The 17,422-nt window shown below is 67.8% G+C and carries 21 protein-coding genes; 7 read left to right on the plus strand and 14 right to left on the minus strand.

Going from position 1 to position 17,422, the window contains the following annotated elements; genetic code table 11:
* Positions 1-38: 38 nt before the first annotated feature.
* Positions 39-803 (minus strand): SDR family oxidoreductase, encoded by a 765-nt coding sequence (locus tag B7P44_RS29265; RefSeq protein WP_084909351.1) that lies wholly within the window; start codon positions 801-803, stop codon positions 39-41.
* A 179-nt stretch (positions 804-982) separates the two neighbouring features.
* Positions 983-1,351 carry a hypothetical protein gene (locus B7P44_RS36815; protein WP_133117942.1) on the minus strand — a complete coding sequence of 123 codons (369 nt, stop codon included), beginning with the start codon at positions 1,349-1,351 and terminating at the stop codon, positions 983-985.
* Positions 1,352-1,393: 42 nt separating this feature from the next.
* Here B7P44_RS36815 and B7P44_RS29270 point away from each other — a divergent pair, with 42 nt between their 5' ends.
* The 3 genes from B7P44_RS29270 to B7P44_RS29280 all read left to right on the plus strand — a co-directional run bounded on the left by B7P44_RS29270 (position 1,394) and on the right by B7P44_RS29280 (position 3,335).
* Positions 1,394-1,684 carry a DUF3331 domain-containing protein gene (locus B7P44_RS29270; RefSeq protein ID WP_084909352.1) on the plus strand — a complete coding sequence of 97 codons (291 nt, stop codon included), beginning with the start codon at positions 1,394-1,396 and terminating at the stop codon, positions 1,682-1,684.
* A 137-nt stretch (positions 1,685-1,821) separates the two neighbouring features.
* Positions 1,822-2,817 carry an oxidoreductase gene (locus tag B7P44_RS29275; protein ID WP_084910091.1) on the plus strand — a complete coding sequence of 332 codons (996 nt, stop codon included), beginning with the start codon at positions 1,822-1,824 and terminating at the stop codon, positions 2,815-2,817.
* Between the two features lie 215 nt (positions 2,818-3,032).
* Positions 3,033-3,335: a DUF4148 domain-containing protein gene (locus B7P44_RS29280; RefSeq protein ID WP_084909353.1), complete on the plus strand. Its 303-nt coding sequence runs from the start codon at positions 3,033-3,035 to the stop codon at positions 3,333-3,335.
* A 163-nt stretch (positions 3,336-3,498) separates the two neighbouring features.
* Here B7P44_RS29280 and B7P44_RS29285 read toward each other — a convergent pair whose 3' ends face one another.
* The 6 genes from B7P44_RS29285 to B7P44_RS29310 form a co-directional block, all read right to left on the minus strand.
* Entirely contained in the window at positions 3,499-4,686 is a 1,188-nt protein-coding gene (locus B7P44_RS29285; protein WP_084909354.1) for a TauD/TfdA family dioxygenase, read from the minus strand.
* A 22-nt stretch (positions 4,687-4,708) separates the two neighbouring features.
* Positions 4,709-5,632, minus strand: a complete 924-nt coding sequence (locus tag B7P44_RS29290; RefSeq protein WP_084909355.1) for an alpha/beta hydrolase — start codon at positions 5,630-5,632, stop codon at positions 4,709-4,711.
* Positions 5,633-5,647: 15 nt separating this feature from the next.
* Entirely contained in the window at positions 5,648-6,139 is a 492-nt protein-coding gene (locus tag B7P44_RS29295) for a thioesterase family protein (protein ID WP_084909356.1), read from the minus strand.
* Between the two features lie 289 nt (positions 6,140-6,428).
* On the minus strand, positions 6,429-7,394 hold the full coding sequence (locus tag B7P44_RS29300; RefSeq protein WP_084909357.1) for an L-carnitine dehydrogenase: 966 nt from the start codon (positions 7,392-7,394) through the stop codon (positions 6,429-6,431).
* A 79-nt stretch (positions 7,395-7,473) separates the two neighbouring features.
* Positions 7,474-8,403 (minus strand): 3-dehydrocarnitine:acetyl-CoA trimethylamine transferase CdhC, encoded by a 930-nt coding sequence (locus tag B7P44_RS29305; protein ID WP_084909358.1) that lies wholly within the window; start codon positions 8,401-8,403, stop codon positions 7,474-7,476.
* A gap of 68 nt (positions 8,404-8,471) precedes the next feature.
* Positions 8,472-9,425: a choline ABC transporter substrate-binding protein gene (locus B7P44_RS29310; RefSeq protein WP_084909359.1), complete on the minus strand. Its 954-nt coding sequence runs from the start codon at positions 9,423-9,425 to the stop codon at positions 8,472-8,474.
* Between the two features lie 61 nt (positions 9,426-9,486).
* On the opposite strand from B7P44_RS29310, the gene B7P44_RS36820 reads away from it, so the two are divergent.
* From B7P44_RS36820 to B7P44_RS29325, 3 genes are all read left to right on the plus strand, one after another.
* A complete protein-coding gene (locus B7P44_RS36820) occupies positions 9,487-9,846 on the plus strand; it encodes a hypothetical protein (RefSeq protein WP_162296934.1) in 360 nt (119 codons plus the stop codon).
* Positions 9,847-10,084: 238 nt separating this feature from the next.
* Positions 10,085-11,041 carry a cucumopine synthase-related protein gene (locus B7P44_RS29320; protein WP_084909361.1) on the plus strand — a complete coding sequence of 319 codons (957 nt, stop codon included), beginning with the start codon at positions 10,085-10,087 and terminating at the stop codon, positions 11,039-11,041.
* Positions 11,042-11,134: 93 nt separating this feature from the next.
* Complete coding sequence (locus tag B7P44_RS29325; RefSeq protein ID WP_084909362.1) at positions 11,135-12,172, plus strand: quinone oxidoreductase family protein; 1,038 nt, start codon at positions 11,135-11,137, stop codon at positions 12,170-12,172.
* A gap of 46 nt (positions 12,173-12,218) precedes the next feature.
* Here B7P44_RS29325 and B7P44_RS29330 read toward each other — a convergent pair whose 3' ends face one another.
* From B7P44_RS29330 to B7P44_RS29355, 6 genes are read right to left on the minus strand one after another with little or no spacing between them, the layout of a single operon-like run.
* Positions 12,219-12,671, minus strand: coding sequence for a c-type cytochrome (locus B7P44_RS29330; RefSeq protein ID WP_407924045.1), 453 nt, complete (start codon positions 12,669-12,671; stop codon positions 12,219-12,221).
* Between the two features lie 23 nt (positions 12,672-12,694).
* Positions 12,695-13,195 (minus strand): c-type cytochrome, encoded by a 501-nt coding sequence (locus B7P44_RS29335; RefSeq protein WP_084909364.1) that lies wholly within the window; start codon positions 13,193-13,195, stop codon positions 12,695-12,697.
* Positions 13,192-13,719, minus strand: a complete 528-nt coding sequence (locus tag B7P44_RS29340; RefSeq protein ID WP_084909365.1) for a methylamine dehydrogenase light chain — start codon at positions 13,717-13,719, stop codon at positions 13,192-13,194. Before B7P44_RS29340 ends, B7P44_RS29335 begins: the two co-directional genes overlap by 4 nt.
* 38 nt (positions 13,720-13,757) lie before the next feature.
* A complete protein-coding gene (gene mauD, locus B7P44_RS29345; RefSeq protein ID WP_084909366.1) occupies positions 13,758-14,384 on the minus strand; it encodes a methylamine dehydrogenase accessory protein MauD in 627 nt (208 codons plus the stop codon).
* On the minus strand, positions 14,381-14,947 hold the full coding sequence (locus tag B7P44_RS29350; RefSeq protein ID WP_084909367.1) for a MauE/DoxX family redox-associated membrane protein: 567 nt from the start codon (positions 14,945-14,947) through the stop codon (positions 14,381-14,383). Before B7P44_RS29350 ends, mauD begins: the two co-directional genes overlap by 4 nt.
* A 7-nt stretch (positions 14,948-14,954) precedes the next feature.
* Entirely contained in the window at positions 14,955-16,112 is a 1,158-nt protein-coding gene (locus B7P44_RS29355; protein WP_084909368.1) for an amine dehydrogenase large subunit, read from the minus strand.
* Between the two features lie 253 nt (positions 16,113-16,365).
* Here B7P44_RS29355 and B7P44_RS29360 point away from each other — a divergent pair, with 253 nt between their 5' ends.
* The gene (locus B7P44_RS29360) at positions 16,366-17,328 is read left to right on the plus strand and encodes a helix-turn-helix domain-containing protein (protein WP_084910092.1); all 963 of its coding nucleotides are present in this window, start codon (positions 16,366-16,368) and stop codon (positions 17,326-17,328) included.
* The last annotated feature ends 94 nt before the right edge of the window (positions 17,329-17,422 follow it).

Genomic DNA, 17,422 nt, shown 5'->3' on the forward strand with positions numbered 1-17,422 from the left:
ACGTCGGGTATGAGGAAGGTGAAGGTTGCGACGTGCGGTCAGTTTGACCAGCCGCCGTCGATCAGGTGAATCGCGCCGGTCGTGAACGACGATTCGTCGGACGCCAGGTACAGCGCGAGCGCGGCGACTTCGTCGGCGCGGCCGATGCGCCCCATCGGCTGGCGCGCGATGAACGCCTCGCGCACCACGTCCGCGGAAACCTGGCGCACGCGCGCCTGCTCCGCGATCCGCGCGTCCAGCGACGGCGACTCGATCGTGCCGGGGCAGATCGCGTTGCAGCGAATGCGCTGCTCGACGAAATCCGCGGCGACCGACTTCGTCAGGCCGATCACGGCGGCCTTGGTCGCGCCGTACACGAAGCGGTTCGGCACGCCCTTCACGCTCGACGCGGCGGACGCCATGTTGACGATCGACGCGCCGCCCGCGGCGATCATCGCGGGCAGCAGCGCGCGGATCAGCCGGTACATCGACGTCACGTTCAGGTTCCACGAGAACGCCCACGCGTCGTCGTCGCAGTCGAGGATCGTGCCGTGGTGCACGTAGCCGGCACAGTTGAACAGCACGTCGAACGGGGCTTGCGCCGCCGCCAGCTCGCCCACGTCGCGCGCGCTCGTCACGTCGAGCCGCCGCGTCGACAGCACGCCGCCCTCGGCTTGCGCGTCGGCCGCGAGCCGCGCCAGCGACGCTTCGTCGATATCCGTCGCCAGCACGTCCGCGCCCTCGCGCGCAAACCGCAGCGCGGTCGCGCGGCCGATGCCCTGCCCCGCCGCCGTGACGAGCGCACGCTTGCCCTGCAATCTCATGAGCACCGCTCCCGATGGAGGCCGGCATCGTGGCCGGCTGATTGGCACAAAGGACTAAAGGTCCAGCCAATCATAGGAAGCGATTGGCGATTTGTCACGGAAATGGGATTCAGTGTTTTCCCGGGGACGGAAATGGGGTTTTTGCGTGCATTCGCCGCTAGCCGCAGCGGCCCGCCGCGTCAACCTGTCAGAAACTTCATGTTCGTGTCAGCGTCGCAACGGGCGCGCCGCGCGATCATGTCGATGCCGGGTCGCGCTGCCGGCGATGCCGCGCTTTTCCGCTCGTCGACAACCGTCGCGGGCACTCCGTCCTGCGCGGCGCCGCCCCCGTCTGAGCGAGCAGACGAGGCGGCGCAACCCGCTTTTCCGCCCCGGACTACCGTCCGGGGCGCTTTTGTCAGCGATTTCCAGCGTAAATAAACGTGGATTGTTTCTAAATCGGCAAAAGGTAATTTGAACGAAGCAGGATGTTTTTTCCGGTCACAGACGCTTACATTTAGCGCACCACCACTGGAAACCGCTACGGAATCGACCTTGGCCAGTGCCATCCACTGCCGGCGCCGATCCGCACGAGCTTTAGGAAACGGCAAATGAAGTCCTCCCAATCCCTGCCTGCGCTCGATCCCGCCGACGTTTACGTCGAAATTCTCGAACGTTCCGATACGCTGCTCGTCGTCCGCTGGGTCGAACCCGGCCGCTGCCATTACGGCGAACAGCGCTGGCGCCGCCGCTTCGCGCAGCGCACCGGCACCTGCGCACTGTCGCGCCAGGTGATCCAGCGCGGCGACGAAGTGTTTCGTCCCGCCGAACGCCCCGCGCCCGCGAACGCCGGTGCAATGATCTCCGCCGCCGAAGTGCTCGCCCTGGCCGGCGGCAAGTAATGCCGAACCGGCGTTAGAAGCGCCGGTCTATTTCCCCCGCTTGTCTGTCCCGCAGCCGCGCATTATCGTCACATCAAACAATGTAATGATTGCGCGGCGCGGTGCGTCTTGCCGCCGCCGAACCGACGGAGGCAGACATGCATGCATGGAGCGCGCGCCACGTCCCGGCGCAAGGCGGCAAGGTCGCGGTCGTGACCGGCGCCAACAGCGGCCTGGGCTGGCAACTGACGGAGACGCTCGCCGCGAAGGGCGCGCTGGTCGTGATGGGTTGCCGCGATGCCGCGCGCGGCACGGCGGCGGCCGACGCGATCCGCGCTTTCCATCCTCAAGCACGCGTCGAAGTCGCCGCGCTCGACCTGGCCGACCTCGCGTCCATCGAACGCTTCGCCGCCGGCATCGGCGACCGCCACGGCCGCGTCGACATCCTCTGCAACAACGCCGGCGTGATGTTCCTGCCGCTGCGGCATACCCGCGACGGGTTCGAGATGCAGTTCGGCACGAACCACCTCGGCCATTTCGCGCTGACCGGCCGGCTGCTGCCGATGCTGCAGGCCGCCCGCCGCGCGCGGGTCGTCACGATGTCGAGCGGCTTCGCCCGAGGCGGCCGGCTCCGGCTCGACGACCTGCGCGCCGAGCGGCGCTACAACCGTTATCTCGCCTATTGCGACAGCAAGCTCGCCAATCTCGCGTTCGCGATCGAACTTCAGCACCGTTTCGAGCGTGCGGCGCTGGCGGGCATCAGCGTCGCCGCGCACCCCGGCTACGCAGCGACCAACCTGCAGTTCGCAGGCCCCGAGATGGACCGCGCGCGCTGGCGCACCGCGCTGATGCACGTTGCAAACCGTTATCTCGCGCAGCCCGCCGACATGGGCGCGCTGCCCGCGATCTTCGCAGCCACGTCGCCCGATCTCGCGGGCGGCGCCTATGTCGGCCCGTCCGGCTGGTTCGGCGCGCGCGGCCTGCCGGCGCCGGCGGGCGTGCCGCGCGCGGCGCGCGACGCCGGCGCGGCGGCGCTGCTGTGGCAGGCGTCGGAAGCCGCGACGGGCGTGCGTTTCCTCAGCGGAGAGTCGCATACGAACCGCACAGCACCCCGGCTGGGCGGCGCCGCCACCCGCGCGCCCGATTCCCGCTGAGCGCGGCCGATCGCCGGCCCATTTTCGTCATGCTTATTGCACCGTTTGAAACGAAAGCTCATTGAAAGCACGATCCAGCGCTTTATTTTTACCGCCCAGTAAACAATCTTTAGCGAAAATGAGCGTTTACCCTGAAGACCTCGGTGACTAAGATTTACTCAATCGCTTAAGACATCGAGTCGAAAGCGAAACTCAATACAACATCGGAGGTCATCATGAAATCGCTCATCACCGCAGTCGTTGCCGCTGCCGCCCTGTCCGCTTCGTTCGGCGCATTCGCGCAAAGCACCGTGACCCGCGCGCAAGTGCGCGACGAGCTGGTCCAGCTCGAGAAGGCCGGTTACAAGCCGGGCGTGTCGAGCCCGTACTACCCGCAAGACATCCAGACGGCCGAAGCGCGCGTGCACGGCGCCGACAACAGCGGCTACGGTGCGCAAGCCGCGCCGGTCGTCCGCGCAGGCAGCCCCGTCACCGCGACGTCGTCGAACCCGCGCGACTCGATCTTCTTCGGCCAGTAAGCCGACGCGCCCCGCGCGGGCGCCGCGCGTCGCGCACCCCGTATCCGGACGAGCCCTTGAACAGGGCTCGTCTTTTTTGTGAACGACATACCTCCGCCGCCTGGCAACGGGTGGCTTCGCCCGGGCGCTCCGCGTCCGGGCGCTTTTTCGCCGGCGCGAAAACTCACTCCGTGGACATCGCCGCGCGCGACAGCACCCGCCACCGCGACAGCAGCTCGTCGCGATCGACGTAGCAGCCCTGCAGGTGCCGGCGTCCGGTCGACGGATCGAACTCGGTGCGCGCGTGCAGCACCCGCCGGTTGTCGAACGCCCACATGTCCCCCGCGCGCAGCCGCCGCCGCACGCGAAAGCGCGGCTCGCGCGCCAGCGCGAGAAAGCGCCGGTATGCGCGGTAGATCGCCGGCATCGACGCGGCCGGCGCATCGACCGGCCCGCGCAGGAAATTCGCGTGGCGCACCTCGATCACTTCGCGGCGCGCGTTCAGCCCGATCACCGGCGCCGAGCAACGATAGTCGCTGGCCGCGCTCTTGTTCCAGAACTCGAACGGCGTCGCCGCGAGTTGCGCGAAATCGTCCGGGTATTCGTCGCGCAATGCGTCGGCGAGCACAAAGCCGTCGATGAAAATGCTGTCGCCGCCCGTCGCGTCGTTCGCGAGGCAATGCAGGAACTGCACGCCCGGTTGCAATTCGCGGGTCGGCAGGTCGGTATGCGGCGGCAGGTTAATCGACGTGTACGCATTGCTGTCCGGACGCGGCTTCGACTCGACGTCGAACAGCGCGCCGAAATTGGTCTCGCGCACCATCCCGACCCGGCGCGCGATCTCGTCGACCCGCCCGCGTTCGGGCGGCACGCCCTCGACCAGTGTCAGCCCCGTGCGCTGCAGCGCGCCGAGCCACGCGCACAGCGCCGCATCGTCGTGCATCACGTCGCGCCACGCGAATACCGCGATCGCGTCCGGATCGTCGCCGGTCCACACATGGCGACCCTGCGCCGCGTGACGCTCCGCGCGCGACGCGTCGTCGTACGCGTGTGCGCGCAGCCAGGCGGGCGACCACGCGCTGCGGTGGCCGTCGCACCATTCGACGTGCAGCGCGCCGTCGTGGCCCACCTGCACGCCGCGCACCGCGAGCGCGTCGGGCGCGTCGACGATCTCGAACACCTGCTCGCGGGTCTGCGCATGCACGCAGGCCGGACACGAACAGGTGTCGCGCAGCCAGTCGAAATGAAACGGCGAGCGCCGTCCGTCGCTCCACGCGACGCTCACCAGCCCGTCGCCGAGCGTCGCGGCCGCGATCGTCACGTCGGTGGAAAACGTCCGCCAGTCCTCGATACGCGATGGTGCTGCCTGCATCGTTGCCTCCTCGAATCGAACGCTACGCGCACGGCGCGCGCAGGAAATTGCCGACCATCCGGTGCATCCGCGCCGCCTGCGGGCTCGTGTCGAGCGCGCGCCAGCAGCCATGCACCAGCCCCGTTCCCAACCAGAAATGCGCAGCGCCGCCCGCCGCGCGAATCCGCTCGACGTAGACCCGCGCATCGTCGCGCAGCGGGTCGTGCTCCGCGCCGATCGCGAGCATCGGCGGCAGCCCGTCGAAGCGCACGGCGTCGAGCGGCGCACGCGCGTCCAAGCGACCGTTGCAGTACAGCACGCGATAGCGGTAAACGTCGTCGAGCGTCAGCATCGGCGCATGCGCTTCGCTATCGCGCGCCGGCGGCTGCGGCTCGAAGCCCAGCATCGGGTAGACCAGCGCGACGCCGTCGATGCCACGTTCCCCCGCATCGCGCAGCGCCGTCGCGACGGCCGCGGCGAGCATGCCGCCCGCGCTGTCGCCCGCGAGCGTCAGCGGCCGCGCGCACGGCCCGAACAGCCACCCCGCATCGCGCGCGGCGCGCACGACGGCGACGCAATCGTCGAGCGCGGCCGGCGCCGGATGCTCGGGCGCGAGCCGGTAATCGACCGCGATCACCGCGAGCCCCGTGTCGGCCGCGAGACGCGCGGTGATCAGCGCATGACTGTCGAGCGAGCCGACGACGAAGCCGCCGCCGTGAAAGAACAGCACGGTGCCGCGCGGTGCCGCGTGCGCGTACCGGTAGCGGCGCAGCGCAATCACGCGGCCATCCGGCGCGCGCCACGCGCCGTCGTCCTGCACGATTCCCGGCGGCAGCCCGGCAGGCGTCCATGCCGCCGCGAACCGTTCGTAGATGCGCCGCTGCTCCGCCGGCGAACGCGTGGCCGCATCGGCCGGGTACCACGCATCGACTGCCGCGACGAACGCCGCGATTTCCGTTTCGAGCATCGTTCGCGCGCCGCGCTAACGGCGTGGCGGCAAGCCGATCACGCGCCCCGCATAAGCGGGCGGCGGGCAATCGCGCTGCAGCGCATGCAGCGCGGCGACCTGCGCGGCAACGTCATCGTCGAACGGCGCCGACTTCGCGCCGTCGCGCGTATCGACGTGCAGCAGCATCTGCTCGCTCGCCGATACCGCATCGTCGCGCCCGTCGGCGAACAGCTCCAGATACAGATGCAGCCGTTTCGCATCGTGCGCGACCACGCGCGCATCGACGCGCACGCGGGCTCCCTCCTTGATCTCCTGCAGATAGTTGACATGCGCCTCGAGCGTGTAGACCGAGCGCCCCCGCTCGCGACGCGCGGCGTCGTCGAGACCGATCCGGTCCAGCAGCGCATCGGTCGCGAAGCTGAAGATCAGCAGGTAGAACGCATCGCGCAGGTGTCCGTTGTAATCGACCCATTCGGGCCGCACGACGTCGCGGTATATCGTCAGTGGGGTATCGCCGGTCGTCATCAAGGGCCTCTTCCCGCTAATAACGGGCTTGCGAACGTGCCTTGCCGGTCGGAGTGCAAGGAGGGTGGAGCGCCGTTTGGCCGAGCCAAACAAGCGACGACCGACGCCGCAATACGGCCGGCAAGGCACGTTCCCGTGATTAAAAAAATTCCTTCCAGGGGCTGGCCGCCAGAAGGGCCGATCGCCGCGTCATGCTCCTTGCGAATACGCCCGGTATTCGCTTCGTCCCATTCCTTGCGCTCGGCCCTTCTGGCGGCCAGCGCAAGCCCGTTATTAGCGGGAAGAGACCCTAGTCCTCGAATCGCATGCCGTGCCGCGCCTTCACCGCGGCGATCGCGCGCAGCACTTCGGTGATGCACTCGTCGCGATAGCGCTCGAGCTCCTTGATGCTGCGCGCGCCCTGCTGCTCGGCCGTGCCGTCGACCACGCGGTCGATCAGCGCGTCGGTCAGCCGCGGCGCGACGAGCTTCGTCCACGGCAATTCGAGCGCCGGGCCGAACTGCCGCATGAAGTGTCGCATGCCCGCATCGCCGCCCGCGAGCGTGTAGGTCAGGAACGTGCCCATGAACGACCAGCGGATGCCCGCGCCGAAGCGGATCGCATCGTCGATCTCGCCGGTCGTCGCGACGCCTTCGTCGACGAGATGCAGCGCCTCGCGCCACAGCGCTTCGAGCAGCCGGTCCGCGATGAAGCCGGGCACTTCCTTGCGCACGTGCAGCGGCCGCATGCCGAGCTTGCGGTAGATCTCCATTGCGGCTTCGACTGCCTCCGGCGCCGTGCCCGCGCCGCCGAGCACCTCGACGAGCGGCAGCAGGTACACCGGATTGAACGGATGGCCGACGACGCAGCGCTCCGGGTGCGACGCGCGCGCATAGAAATCCGTCGGCAGCAGCCCGGATGTCGACGATGCGATGATCGCGTCCGGCTTCGCCGCGCGGCTGATCTGCTCGTGCAGCTCGAGCTTCAGCGCTTCGCGCTCGGGCGCGCTTTCCTGGATGAAGTCGGCGTCGGCGACGCACTCCTCGATCGTCGCGACGAAGCGCAGGCGCGCGGGATCGGCGCCCGGCGCGAGGCCGACGCGTTCGAGCGCGGGCCACGCGTTCGCGACGTTCGCGCGCAGTTGGTGCTCCGCGCCGAGCGCGGGGTCCCAGGCAATCACGTCGAGCCCGTGCGCGAGCGCGCGAGCAACCCAGCCGCTGCCGATCACGCCGGCGCCGATCGCGGCGAACGTCTTGATGTCGGTAATCACTGCCATGTCAAACGCATCCTTGAAAGCGGGTGAAGTGCGGCGGCGGTCTTCGCGTCGAAGCCGCCGTCGTGCTGCAATGGAAAGGTCAGGCGAACTCGGCGATCGCGCGGCGTTCGAGCGGCCGCTCGCCGCGCGCCGGCAGGCCGAGCTTGCGGCGCCCTTCGGCGGGCGTCAGCACGCGGCCGCCGAGGCGCTCGACGATTTCACGCGCGCGCTCGACGAGCGTGCCGTTGCTCGCATGCACGCCGCGATCGAGCCACAGGTTGTCCTCGAGGCCGACGCGCACGTGGCCGCCGAGCAGCATCGCCTGCGCGACCATCGGCATCTGCATGCGGCCGATCCCGAAGCCGGCCCAGTGCGCGCCGGGCGGCAGGTTGTCGACCATCGCCTTCATCGTGCCGGTATCGGCCGGCGCGCCCCACGGAATGCCGAGGCACAGCTGGAACAGCGGCGGATCGTCGAGGAGTCCTTCCTTCAGCAGCTGCTTCGCGAACCACAGATGCCCGGTGTCGAAGATCTCCAGCTCCGGCTTCACGCCGAGCTCCTGGATGCGCTTCGCGCCGGCGCGCAGCTGCGCGGGCGTCGACACGTAGATATAGTCGCCGTCGCCGAAATTCAGCGTGCCGCAATCGAGCGTGCAGATCTCCGGCAGCAGTTCCTCGACGTGCACGAGCCGCGTGAGCCCGCCGACGAGATCGGTGCCCTTGCCGAAGCGCATCGGGTCTTCGCCGGGGCCGATCTCGAGATCGCCGCCCATGCCGGCCGTCAGGTTGATGATGACGTCGACGTCCGCCGAGCGGATCCGGTCGACCACCTCGCGATACAGGCTCGGGTCGCGGCTGCCGCGCCCCGTCTGCGGATCGCGCACATGGCAGTGCGCGACCGTCGCGCCGGCCTTCGCCGCCTCGATCGCGGCGACCGCGATCTCCTTCGGCGTGACCGGAATCGCCGGATGCCTGCCGACCGTATCGCCCGCGCCGGTGACGGCGCACGTCACGATGACTTCGTGATTCATGCTGGGTTGCCTCGTTGTGTTCGGGTTGTGTCGTGTGTGTCGTGGATCGTCGCTGCGCGCCGCGGCCGTCACAGGCCGAGATACGCCTTCACCGCCGGCAGGCCGTCCTTGCCGTCGAACGTCTTCACGCCCGCGAGCCACGGATCGAGCACCTGCGGATTCTTCTTCAGGTACGCCTTCGCGGCCTCGGCCGGCTTGGTCTTGTTCATCACCGCCTGCATCAGCTGGTTTTCCAGTTGCGTGGAGAAGCGCAGGTTCGTGACGAGCTTGCCCGCGTTCGGGCAGCGCGCGATGAAGTCGGGCGCGGTCAGCGTGTAGACGCGCGCTTCGCCGTAGTTCGCGCCGAACGACGCATCGCCGCCCGACAGGTAGTTCATGCCGATCTGGATGTTCATCGGATGCGGCTCCCAGCCGAGGAACACGACCCACTTCTTGTCGCGGATCGCGCGCTCGACGGTGACGAGCATCCCGGCCTCGCTCGATTCGACGAGCTTGAAGCCGCCGAGCCCGTACTGGTTCGTGTCGATCATCTTCTGGATCGTCGCGTTCGCGCTGCTGCCGGGCTCGATCCCGTAGATCTTGCCGTCGAGCTCCGCGCGATGCTTCGCGATGTCGTCGAACGTCTTCAGGCCGGCCTGGTATTCGTAGCTCGGCACCGCGAGCGTCGCCTTCGCGCCGGACAGGTTCGGCGGCTCGACGACGTTGATCGACTTGCTGTCGAGGAACGGCTGGAGCTGCTTCTGCTGCACGGGCCACCAGTAGCCGAGCGACACGTCGAGCTGCTTGCTCTTCAGCCCCGCGAACGAGATCGGCACCGACGCGATCGTCGTCGTCGGCTTGTAGCCGAGCGCCTCGAACACCGTCGACGCCATCGCGGTCGTCGACGTGATGTCGGTCCAGCCGATGTCCGCGAAGCGCACGGTGCGACAGGTCGCGGGGTCCTGCTCGGCAAGCGCCGCGGTCGACCACGCGCCCGCCGCCAGCAAGACCGCGCCGAGCGCGGCGATCGTTCTCGACTTCATGGTTCCCTCCCGGTTCGACTCAGTGAGCAGCGGGTGTGCGGGATGCGTCCCGTCCTGCATCGTGGACTCAAAAGTAACGAGCCATATTCGGCGCAAGGCGACCGCCGGCGACATTTTCTTGACTGGATGCGACTATGCGGAGAAACCACTAGAGCGGGCGAATGCCTTTCCGGGCGGGGTTTTGGGGCAGATTCCGGCGGATGGAGGCTTGTCCCGGTGCGTCGCGGGCGCGGGGCTGGCGGACGCCGCGTTGCCGGCCACGTCTCGCGTGATCGATGACGTTTTCCAGCCGGCGCTCGAGAAGTTCCCGGCAGTACTCGATGTTATTTGCGATTTTTCAATCGTTTTCGGCAAATACCGGATCAGGATCGGAAATTCGAGACAATCCTCATGCGATCCGGCATCACAAGAACAACAATAACCGACAATATATTCCCCTTCCGAAATTAACCTCTTAAAATCCCATATTTTGATTATCTCAACAATTTCCGGGATGACCGCATGCAGACCTGGCGCGGCTTATTTCATTACGCACTCAAACCGGCCGATAATTTTAAAATCCGGTTATTACAAAAAATCCCTGGATTTCTCCATTTACAAAAACCTAAAATCCGCCTCGCAATTTGCTTGTGCAATTCCTCTTACCTGGAGACACATTCATGCATCAAATTGAATTGAAGTGGATGCCGTTGAACATTACGGTAACTGCAACGCTCGAATACGACAAAAATCCCCGGCTGGCCGCGCTGCTATGGGAAAAATTGCCGTATGCGAGCCTGCAGAACCATGCGCTCGTGTCGGGCAACCATCTGTACAACCTCGCCCCGTTTCCCGAACTGATCTACACGGCGTCCGAATTCAAGGAAGATCGGACCCTGTCGGCGGACGGCACGCTGTTCCTGTCCCAGTTGCAGCACCTGGCGATCAAGTACGGCCCGCTGAGCGAGTACATTCCGGCCGCGCCGGTCGGCCGGGTGATTCCGGAACACCTGCCGCTGCTGCGCGAAGCCGGGCGCGCGTGCTGGGAAGCCGCCCACACGTCGAAGCAGCCGATCATCGCGTACGTGTCGCGCAAGGACGGGCCGTCCAGCGACGGCACCGTGCAATGGGGGCCGCTGGCCGGCTCGCCCGAGGTGCAGAAGCTGACCGCCGACATCCGCGCAGCGACGCAGCGCATCTGGATCGATCCGCCCAAGGACATCGTCGACCTGCATGAAGGCCGGATCGCCAGCGGCGCGGGCAGCTACGGCCAGTACCTGTCGACGCTGGTGTTCGTCAACGGCGAAACCCGGCCGCTCGGCTATGACGCGCTGAATGGCCTCGTGCGCCTGAGCCGCGCGCACGACATGACGCTCGGCACCCTGAAGGCGATCACCGCGAACTTCATCCGCACGCCGGCGGAATTCCTCGGCTATTGCGGGCTCGACGAATTGTGGACGTTCACCCAGCAGGTGATCGCGGCGCTGGACCGGCTGGAAACCAAGGACGAGTACTTTTCGCTGCTGAACGCGCTCGCGCTGTATGCGAACTGCCTGAACACCTGGAACCTGCATTACTTCCCGTGGAAGCTCGGTGACGCGTATCCGCATCGCCAGGCGACGGGCCAGCGCGGATAAGCCGTCTCGCCGCATCGACGCGGCCCGCCCGCCGCGCGCCGTCGGGCCGCAATCGGATGCGCGCGCCGCGCACACAACCGGCCGAGGACAACGATGAAGAGCCAACACGACGCGATCCCGTCGACGATGCGCGCGGTGCGTCTCGACCAAGTCGGGCCGCCGGAGAATCTGCGGGTCGCCGAGTGCCCGGTGCCGGCGGTCGGCGACGACGACGTGCTGATCCGCACCGAAATCGCCGGCATCATCTACGGCGACGTCGAGGCGCGCAAGGGCACCTATTTCACGCCGACCCGGGTACCGTGGAATCCCGGCCGGGAAGTGACGGGCGTCATCGCCGCGCGCGGCCGGAACGTGAAAGGCCTCGACGTCGGCGCGCGCGTCATGGCGCTCGTGCCGTCGGGCGGCTGCTATGCGGAATACGTGCTGGCGTCGCCGGGCGCGCCGCAATCCGGGCGCGCACCGGCCGGTCCGCCGGCGGACATCGAGGTGTTGCCCGAGCGCGTGAGCTTCCGCGAAGCACTCGTGTACCTGGTGAATTTCCGCCTGGCCCACCTCGTGCTGAACGCGGTAACGAGCGTGCGGGCCGGCGATGCGATCGCCGTCCACGGCGCCGCCGGCGGAATGGGGGCGATGGTCGTGCAACTGGCGGTGGCGGCCGGCTGCGACGTCACCGCGCTGTGCCACGGCGACGAGGAGGCGGCGTTCTGCCGGTCGATCGGCGCGACGCGGGCGTTCGACACGCTGACGACCGATTACGTCGACGCAGTGCTCGACGCGACGGGCGGCAAGGGCGTCCGGTATTCGTTCAACGGCGTCGGCGGCGAGACCGTAAACCGCGATCCGCTGATCGTGTCGCGCTTCGGCGACATCGTCCTTTACGGCTATGTCGCCGGCAAGACGCCGTTCCAGCCGTTCGCGGTCGGCAAGACCTACGGGCTCAAGCTGTTCTCCGCCACCGACTACCTGAGGACGCCGCAGTTCGCGGCCGCCACCGACGCGATGCGCGACTGGATGGCCACCCGGCCGCTGCTGTCGATCAGCGAGACCTGGCCGTTCGCGCGCGCGGACGAAGCGCATCGGCGGATCGAGGCGGGCACGTTTCTCTGCAAGCTCGGGCTGACGCCGCGCTGAGCGGCGCGTGGTTCATGCGTCGACACGCGCGCCAAGTCGGGGACAGTCAGTAGTGGTCTGCGACGCCGTCGATCCCGCGTTCGCGCAACGCACGGACCAGGCCCGAGCGCACGGTCGCGACGTCGGGCAAGGCAGGCCGCCGGTGCGCGGCGACTTCGGCGGCCGTGTAGGGCTTGAAGTCGCGCGGCAGCGCATCGCGGTTCATCGTCGTGAGAATCCAGTTGAGCACGTCGGCAAGCGCCTGGTCCGACAGCGCCGAGTTCGACGCGCCCGGCACCCGCATCAGGTAGTCGCGGCCCGCAGGCAGATGCGTGAAGTAGCCGAGCGAATTCGCGAGCGGCGGCACCTTGCCCGGAATGCCGCCGCCCGTCGCCGTGTGACAGCCCATGCAGTTGAGCACCCAGTGCTGTCGCGCGAGCGCCGCGTCGGCGGCGCCCTCCGCGCGGGCGACCGACGGCGCGCCGCCGAACGCGGCCCACGCGAACAGCAGCAGTGCGATCCGGCTGGACGCTCGGTCGGCTTTCAAAGCCCGAGTCCCTTCGTCACGACCGCACGCTGCGCATGAACGGCCGCGCCGTCCAGCGCCTGCGCGCGCGCCGCGCGGATGTCGGCCGGCGTGAACGGCTTCGCGTCGCCGTGCTGCGCGTTCAGGTCGAACACGACGTAATTGAGCACCTGTGCGATATCGTCGTCACTTGCGCCAGCGAACGACGGCATCTTGAAGTTGTAGCTTTTGTCGTGCACCTTGATCTCGCCGAACATCCCGTGCAGCAGCGTCGCCACGAGCTGCGCGCGTCCCTGCGCGGCCATCGCGTACTTGCCCGGATACTCGGTGAGCGGCGGCGCAAGCCCGTCCAGGCCCTTGCCGCCCGCCTGATGGCACACCGCGCACTGCGCGTCGAACAGGCTCTTGCCCGCCGGGTAATGCGCGGCCTGCTGCGCACGGGCGAGGCCGGGCGCCGCGAACGATGCGACTGCCGCCATGCAGACGGCGAGAATCTTTCCAGCATGCTTCACGCTCATTGTTTTGCTGCTCCAAGCAGGACCGAGACCGAACAGTGGTAATTCGCGTTGCCGTTCGCCATGCACCAGTTGATGTCGTTGTTCAGCGACAGCTTGTACAGCGGTTTCTCGCGCTCGTTGCGATTGCAGAAGCACTTGCCGCACGACGTCTTGCCGCAGCAATCGTTGTACGACACGATGTAATCCGAGCCGTCGTGCGGATTGCGGCAGGTGCCGATCCACGTGATCGGCGACGGCGTCGTGCCGGGCGGGCAACTGCTCGACGTGCCGCCGCAGCAGCTGCAGAGCCAGCCGTCGATCGCGCAGTACTTCCAGTAGTCACAGCTCATCGGATCGTCGCTCGCGCCCGATGCGGCGGCGCCCGATCCGGCCTCGGCCGCATGCGCGGTGCGGTCGACCGGCAGCAGCGGCAGCATCGACGTGCCGAGCAGCACCTTGCCGAGCGTCGCCATCGCGCTGCGCCGCGAGCTGCGTTGCGCGACACTGCGCGCCGAGCGCTCGAACCATGAATCAAACAAGCCCATTTCGTTGTTCTCCACCGAGATTGAAAGAGAGGCGCGCGTCACGCGTGCCGCGCATGGCCTTCGTGGCGGGCGCTGCCGTGCACGAACGCCTGGAGCGATTCGACGCCGCGCTCTTTCGCCTCGAACAGGCTCTCGAGGTGCTCACGCGTATTGACGAGCCCCTTCGCGCGCACCGTGCCGAATTCGTCGAGCAGGACCGCGTACGGCAGCTTGCCGATCTGGTATGCGAGGCCGAGCTCCTGCGACAGCACGTACGGGAAGCGCCCGAGGTCGTGCTTCTGCGCGAAGCGCGCGTGCTCGTCGAGATCGCCGTCGCTCGCGAGCACGATGTTCACGGGCGTCGCCTCGCTTGCCTGCAGCGACGGCAGCAGCGGCAACAGCTTCTTGCAGACGGGGCACGTCGGCGACAGGAAGAACAGCAGCGTCGCCTTGCCCGACAGCTCGATGCCGCCGACCTTCACGTGCGCGCCGCGAATGTCGGACAGTTCGAACGCCGGCGCGATCGCGCCGACCGCGGGGCCCTTGTCGATCATCAGCGCGCCGGCGGGCATGATGCGTTCGTACAGGATGCCGACCTGGCGCACGAGCGCGAGACAGATCGCGCCGAGCGCGAGAACGGCGGCCCACAGCAGCGCGGTGGAAACGGTGAGAGCGGTTTGCATCATGAATTCCTCAAGTGGGCAAGGCGCGGTACGTTGGCGAGCAGCACGTCGACCGTGAGCAACGCGCAGACGATCAGCAGGACGGAGAAGAACAGCGTCAGGTAGTCGAACCACACGACCGGGCGCACGGTCGATTCGGCGAACGCCGTCGCGGCCAGCGCCGCGAGCAGCAGCACGCGCGCGACATGGAACCAGCCGATGCCGCGCGGCGCATCCGCCTGCGTGGCCGAGCGCGTCGCGGCGAAGCCCGAGCAGCCGCAATCGATGTCGGTATGGCCGCGCAGGATGTTGATCGCGAGGCCGGCCGCGAACACGAGCAGCAGCGCGACCAGCACGATCGCGCCGAGCGTGCGTGTGGCGGGGAACAGCAGCGCCGCTGCGCCGAGCGCTTCCGCGAGCGGAAGCGCCCATGCCGCGGGCGCGGTCAATGCGTCGGGCAGCAGGCGGTACGCGCCGAGCGCCTGACGGAACGCGGCCGGCCGCCGCCCCTTGGCGATCGCGCCGAGCAGCACGACGATGGCCGTGCCGGCCTGCGCACCCGTCGCGAGTACAGGATCGATCGTCATCACGGCCTCACGGATTGACGAGCAGCGACGACGTATTGCCGACCTGCTTCTCGACGTGCTGCAGCTTGCCGGTGCGCGCGTCCATGATCACCAGATCCGAGGTCGGCGTGAGGCCGTAGAACAGCGGCTTGTCGTCCTCGCTGACCTGGATCGAGATGAGCGGATCGATCTTCCGCTGCGCGAGATCCCAGCGCGCGACGCGCTGCTTCGTCTTCAGGTCGTACACCCAGACCTGCGTGCCGGGCTCCTTGTGCGATCCTTCGCCGCCCTTGTGCATCGCGACGTAGTAGCGATGCAGCCTGGCCTGCACCGCCGTCTGCTGCATGCCGCCCGGGCGCCATCCTTCGGCGCGCTCGGCATCGGTCAGCAGCGACCACGGCTTGCCGAACACGGGTTGATCGCCGCGGAAATCGGCGCTGCCCACCCTGCCGTGGAACGTCGTGAACAGGTAGCCGCCCTGATACGGCGACGCGTTGACGTAGGCCGGGTCCTGGTCCACGTCGATGAACGCGTCCGACATCGTTCGCTTCGCCTCCTTGCCGTTCGCGTCGAGCGTGACGGTCAGCGCCTTGCCGCTTTCGCACAGCGACGTGAAGCGGTCGTTCCCCGACGGATAGGCGAGCACGCACGCGGCCATGTCGATCTCCGACAGCACCTGCTTCGACGCCACGTCGATCACCGTCATCGATGCGGACGGCGTGATGTTCGCCACGTACAGCCGCTTGCCGTCCGCGCTGAACGCCGTGTTGTACGGCGACGGCACATGCTGCGCATGCTTCGGCGGAATCGGAATCTCGCCGGTGCGATCGAGCGTCGCGTTGTCCGTCATCTCGACGACGTCGGTGCGCGTGCCGTGCGAGCCGCGCGAGAAGTACGTCGTCGCGACGAAGCTCGTCTTGTGATCGGGCGAGATCGCAAAGCCCGGGCCGAACCCGGCATCGATCTGGCCGAGCAGCTTCTTCGCGTCCGCGTCGTACACGTGGACGCGCCCATCGGTCATCACCGGCAGCGAAAAGTCCACGACGAAGATCTCGTGCGGATGCCACGGCGGCATCTTCTGCACGACCAGTTCCTCCGGTTTCTCCATCGCGTGCGCGTGGCCGCTCCACGCTGCCGCGCATGACAGCATCGCCGCGAGGGCCGCGGTGCGTCGCCTTGTCCTCATGTCGCCTCCAGTCGCGATTCATGTTGTGTGGGGCGACTGTAGATCGACAATAAATCCGGTCAGCACCGAGACCGGCAACGCGTGCGTGCCGATTCGGGATATTGGAAATGCGGCTGAAAGGGACCGCTGCGAGCACTCCTGAACGTCATCGCGCGCCGCCCGGATTGGGGCCTGTTCGCGCTCATAACGAGCTTGCGCCGACCGCCCGGCCGGTTTAGGCTTGCGCGACCCGATCGACACGCCGGAGGCCCTTGTGTTCGTGCATCACCAGCAATTCGACGACGCGGACCGGCACGCCGAGGCGCTGCGGGGCTGGGACCAGCGCTACGACCAGATCGGCCCGGGCGCGTATCGCAGCGTCGTGAAACAGGCCGCGCTGGACGGCATGCAGCTGTTCCAGGAAACCGCCAACGTCCGCATCATCCAGCGCGGGCGGCTGCCGCCCGGCCACACGGTGTTCGGCATCCCGCTCACGGGTGCGGGCGCGTTCGCGTTCGGCGGCACGCGCATCGAGCACGGCGCGATCGTGATGGCGCAAGGCGGCGCGCCGTTCGAACTCCATTCTCCCGACGATATGTCGGTGATCTGCGTCGTCGTCGATGCGGACCTGCTGCAACAGGTGGCGGATGCGGCAGGCATCGGGCTCGACGACAGCGTGTTCCGGCGCGGCGTCGTCGACATGCCGCAGGCCGTGTGCAGGCGCACCGGGCTGCGGATCGCGACGCTGCTCGAACGCGTGCTGTCGGCGCCTGCCGTGTTCGACGATCCGCAGGCGCAGCGCGCGCTGCGCGGCGAAGTCGGCGACGTGCTCGCCGACTTGCTCGCGTACCGGGTGCCCGCGCCGCCGAACCGCCTCACGCACGCGTGCCGGGCCGACATCGTGCGGCGCGTTCACGACTACGTGATCGATCATCCGGAAGAGCCGGTCGACATCCAGAGCCTGTGCGCGCAGCTGCGCGTGAGCCGGCGCACGATGCAGAACAGTTTCCAGTCCGTCGTGCAGACCGGCCCGTTGAGCTACATGCGCTCGCTGCGGCTCGCGCAGGTCAGGCGGCTGCTCCTCGACACGCGGCAGGCGGACCTGCCGATCGCCGAGGCGGCCGCCCGCTGGGGCTTCATCCATCTCGGGCATTTCGCGAACGCGTACAAGGCCCAGTTCGGCGAGTTGCCGTCGATGACCGCGCGCCGGTCGGCGCGCAGCACGAAAATGCGCTGAGACGGCGGCGAAACCCGCGATAATCCGAGCTGACCGCCCCACTCGGACGCGCCGGCTCCGGCCGTGCGACGCGCGACGTCCATTGCACTCCAGC

The sequence above is a fragment of the Burkholderia ubonensis subsp. mesacidophila genome (assembly GCF_002097715.1).
GTDB classification, from domain to species: domain Bacteria; phylum Pseudomonadota; class Gammaproteobacteria; order Burkholderiales; family Burkholderiaceae; genus Burkholderia; species Burkholderia mesacidophila.